The 3772-nt window shown below is 50.2% G+C and carries 5 protein-coding genes; 3 read left to right on the top strand and 2 right to left on the bottom strand.

Going from position 1 to position 3772, the window contains the following annotated elements; translation table 11 throughout:
* Window positions 1-355 precede the first annotated feature (355 nt).
* The 3 genes from ACLQ6D_RS08185 to ACLQ6D_RS08175 all read left to right on the top strand — a co-directional run bounded on the left by ACLQ6D_RS08185 (window position 356) and on the right by ACLQ6D_RS08175 (window position 1952).
* Window positions 356-1117, top strand: coding sequence for a GlcG/HbpS family heme-binding protein (locus ACLQ6D_RS08185; RefSeq protein ID WP_411726793.1), 762 nt, complete (start codon window positions 356-358; stop codon window positions 1115-1117).
* A gap of 272 nt (window positions 1118-1389) precedes the next feature.
* Window positions 1390-1647, top strand: coding sequence for a hypothetical protein (locus ACLQ6D_RS08180; protein WP_411726792.1), 258 nt, complete (start codon window positions 1390-1392; stop codon window positions 1645-1647).
* Between the two features lie 137 nt (window positions 1648-1784).
* Window positions 1785-1952 (top strand): hypothetical protein, encoded by a 168-nt coding sequence (locus ACLQ6D_RS08175; protein ID WP_411726791.1) that lies wholly within the window; start codon window positions 1785-1787, stop codon window positions 1950-1952.
* Between the two features lie 57 nt (window positions 1953-2009).
* On the opposite strand, the gene ACLQ6D_RS08170 is transcribed toward ACLQ6D_RS08175, so the two are convergent.
* Together ACLQ6D_RS08170 and ACLQ6D_RS08165 are read right to left on the bottom strand one after the other, a co-directional pair.
* Window positions 2010-3233 (bottom strand): aspartate kinase, encoded by a 1224-nt coding sequence (locus tag ACLQ6D_RS08170; protein ID WP_411726790.1) that lies wholly within the window; start codon window positions 3231-3233, stop codon window positions 2010-2012.
* A gap of 14 nt (window positions 3234-3247) precedes the next feature.
* Window positions 3248-3772 (bottom strand): DHHA1 domain-containing protein (locus ACLQ6D_RS08165; RefSeq protein ID WP_411726789.1); only part of this gene is annotated, 525 nt, incomplete at its 5' end.

The raw sequence follows: 3772 nt of genomic DNA, 5'->3' as shown, positions 1-3772 counted from the left end.
AAATGCACGATCCGCACAAAATCAGGCTCCCTGATATGGCAGATTGTCTATACGAATAGACAAGCAAGTAGCCTCGATGTAGTGTAAAGAAATCGAGGCTAATTAGGAACTGAAAACCCTCGATTCCGCAAGCTGCATCAAGGCTACTTGCTAACAAATTGAATTTTTTGGCTAAATTGCCAAAAAATACTCATTTTAGGTATTTATACGTATTGACTTCATTATACTAATGCATTTAGACTTTCCAGGCATCTTCTAGGCATCTTCTAGGCATCTTCTAGGCATCTCTGTAGGGTGTTTAATATTTGTCGAAGCGGCAGCGACATTTCTGCCGCAACATTTGGGGAAAATAAAAATGAAGAAAACAATTGTTAATCTGGCACTTGTGGGCTCATTGGCGGCTGCGTCCAATATCGCTTTTGCCGACTGCAAAGACTTGCCTACTCATGGAGACCTAAAAACAGCTTTAATTGCGGCGCAAGGTGTGGATAATGGCGGTTTCGGTTTACATATGTGGGGCACTATTGTCGATAGGGACGGCATTGTTTGCGCCGTCGCATTTACTGGCGCTGACCGGGGCGACCAGTGGCCTGGCAGCCGTGTCATCTCGGCCCAAAAAGCCAATACGGCCAATGCGTTCAGCCTTCCCGGCCTAGCCCTTTCAACGGCCAACCTGTATACGGCCGTTCAGCCCGGCGGCAGCCTATTTGGCCTACAAGAAAGCAACCCGGTTGACACCGCTGCGGCTTATAAGGGGCCATCGAAAAATTATGGTCAGCATAATGACCCTTTAGTTGGAAAAAAAATCGGCGGGGTTAATGTGTTTGGAGGCGGGCTTGCGCTCTATAATGAAGCCGGTGATCTAGTGGGCGCTGCCGGCGTAAGTGGTGATTCTTCTTGTGCGGATCACAATATCGCTTGGCGGACACGGAGTGGGCTTGGCTTTGACTTTGTTCCCGGCGGTATCAGCGGCGATGCGGATCGCCCTGACAACATCGTGTACGACATAATTCCCCAAGCGGCTCAAATGCCAGGTATAAGCACTAGCGGATGGGGGCACCCGGCTTGCAACGATGCGGTCGCAGGGATCGCCGCAGCCTTGCCAGCGATACCATAAGGGTTAATAGATGGATGATTAAGCCGCTGATTTTATTCAGCGGCTTAATTCTACTTTGTCAGATTATACTAAGGTTCGTCATACCCGCCGGGAGCGGGTATCCAGTGCCAAGGATGGTAGGCTCAAATCCATCCATGGAGCCTAGATTCCGGCAATCCATGCCGGAATGACGAGCTTGGATTGGGTGACTATGTAATCTGACAAAGTAGAATTAATCATCCCAAGGTAAAGGATGGAATAAACTTGATGCACCAGAATAAAGATAATTCACTGTGAAACTCATCCTACAAATCGCCTTTGGTGCGTTTCTGGGTGCATTTGCTTCGCAGTTTACCTTCGATGCCTGGCGCAGCCATCAGGAAGGCATCGCCAAAGCAGCGGAAGAAAAGCTTCAAGCCGAACAGGAAAAAGTTCGCCTTGAGCAAGGCGAACGCATCCGCGCCCTCCTGATGCAAGGCCGCCAAGGCAATACACCTAACGCAAGTAAGCCGCCCGCTGGCTTTGTTCCCGATGATGCACGAGGGCCATAGTCAGGTGGTACGCTGCGTGTATCTTCCGATGTTTAATGGTAAACACAGCGTACTACTTGGTTGGCTCTGCACAGCCCTTCGACAAGCAGCATCGTAGGTTGGGTTAGGCGCGCAAACTGTAGGGCGATGAAGCCTGTATGACGCTTGGGCGCGTCGTAACCCAACAAATGGCGTTTCAGGTATTATGTTGGGTTACGGCGCACGGACAATCCGGTGACAATCATAGGGACATTCGTGATGTGCGCCTAACCCAACCTACGGCTGCACAGTCCTTCGACAAGCTCAGGACGAACGGTTTGTGTTGATTACGTTAGTGGTGGGCTTGTCAAACCATGGGCTGAAGCAACTTGTTCAGAGATTCCTTAAGGATTACCCTGATCGAGTTTGAACGCCGCATGTAAGGTCCTTACCGCAAGCTCCAAATACTTTTCATCGACGACCACCGAGATTCTGATTTCTGATGTTGAAATCATCTTGATGTTGATACCTTCACCAGCCAATGCCTGGAACATGGTGCTGGCAATACCGGCGTGGGAACGCATACCGACACCGACAATGGAAACCTTAACGATTTCGTCGTCGCCCGTCACTTTTTTGGCATCCAGTTCGGCACAGGTTTTTTCCAGGGCGGTTTTAGCCCGTTGATAATCATTACGGTGGACGGTGAAGGTGAAATCGGTGGTCGCATCATCGGCAATATTCTGGATGATCATATCGACCTCAATATTGGCATTGGCAATGGGGCCAAGGATTTTGAAAGCAATTCCAGGCCGATCGGGTACGCCGCTGATGGTCAATTTTGCTTCATCCCTGTTAAACGCGATTCCGGAAATTATGGCACTTTCCATTTCTGATTCCTCGTAAGTAATAAGCGTCCCCGCGCCTTCGGTAAAGGAAGACAGCACTCGTAAGGGGACATTGTATTTTCCGGCAAATTCTACCGACCGTATCTGTAAGACTTTTGAACCCAGGCTGGCCATTTCCAGCATTTCTTCAAAGGTAATTTTAGCTAGCCTGCGGGCTTTAGGTTCCACGCACGGATCGGTGGTGTAAACGCCATCGACATCGGTATAAATATGGCATTCATCGGCTTTTAGCGCGGCCGCCAGCGCGACAGCGGTGGTGTCCGAACCACCGCGCCCCAAGGTTGTGATATTGCCGTGTTCATCGACACCCTGAAAACCCGCGACAACGACAATATTTCCCTGATCCAAGTGAGCACGCAGTCGTTTGTCTTCTATATTCAGTATCCGCGCTTTGGTATGGCTGTTATCGGTCAGGATTTTGACCTGTCCGCCCGTGTAGGAACAGGCCGCACAGCCAATAGCATGTAAAGCCATACTCAACAGGGCCACGGTGACTTGTTCGCCAGTGGATACCAATACATCTAGCTCCCGCTCTGTCGGTTGTTGCTGCATTTCTTTTGCCAGGGCAATCAAGCGGTCGGTCTCGCCGCTCATCGCGGAAACGACTACGACAAGCTGGTTACCGGAATCGTGGGCAGACTTGACTTTTTCCGCAACCGTCTTGATACGCTCAACCGAGCCGACCGACGTGCCGCCAAATTTATAGACGTAAAGTGCCATCCTTCAAAAATCCCTTATTGTGCCAATTGCGCTTGAATCCACGCGGGTACTTGCGCCAATGCCCCGTCCAAACCGGATGGATCGTTACCGCCTGCCATTGCCATATCGGGACGGCCTCCACCTTTTCCGCCGACTTTGGTGGCAACAAAATTGACCAGATCGCCCGCCTTGATCTTGGTGATCTGGTCTTTGGAAACTCCGGCAACCAAGCTGACTTTATCGCCTTCAACGGTAGCCAAAACAATAGCGGAACTGCCCAGTTTGTTTTTTAATTGATCGACCAGATCACGTAAAGACTTGGGGTCAACTTGATCCAATTTAACGGCTAACACCTTGATACCCACCACTTCGACGGCCTGACTACTTAGCTCACTACCCGCAGAACTGGCTAATTGAGCTTGCAACCGTTCCAGTTGTTTTTCCAGGCTCCTGGTTTTATCCAGGAGCTGCTCTACTTTTTCAGCGGCTTTTTCGGGTGCGCTTTTCAGTAATCCTGCGATAATGGCAAGAGCTTTTTCCCTGCTGGCTAGCCATTCCAT

The organism is Methyloglobulus sp. (assembly GCF_046714055.1).
In the GTDB taxonomy this organism is placed as follows: domain Bacteria; phylum Pseudomonadota; class Gammaproteobacteria; order Methylococcales; family Methylomonadaceae; genus Methyloglobulus.
Note: the sequence above shows the minus strand (reverse complement) of the source record. Positions and strands in the feature narration are given on the sequence as shown.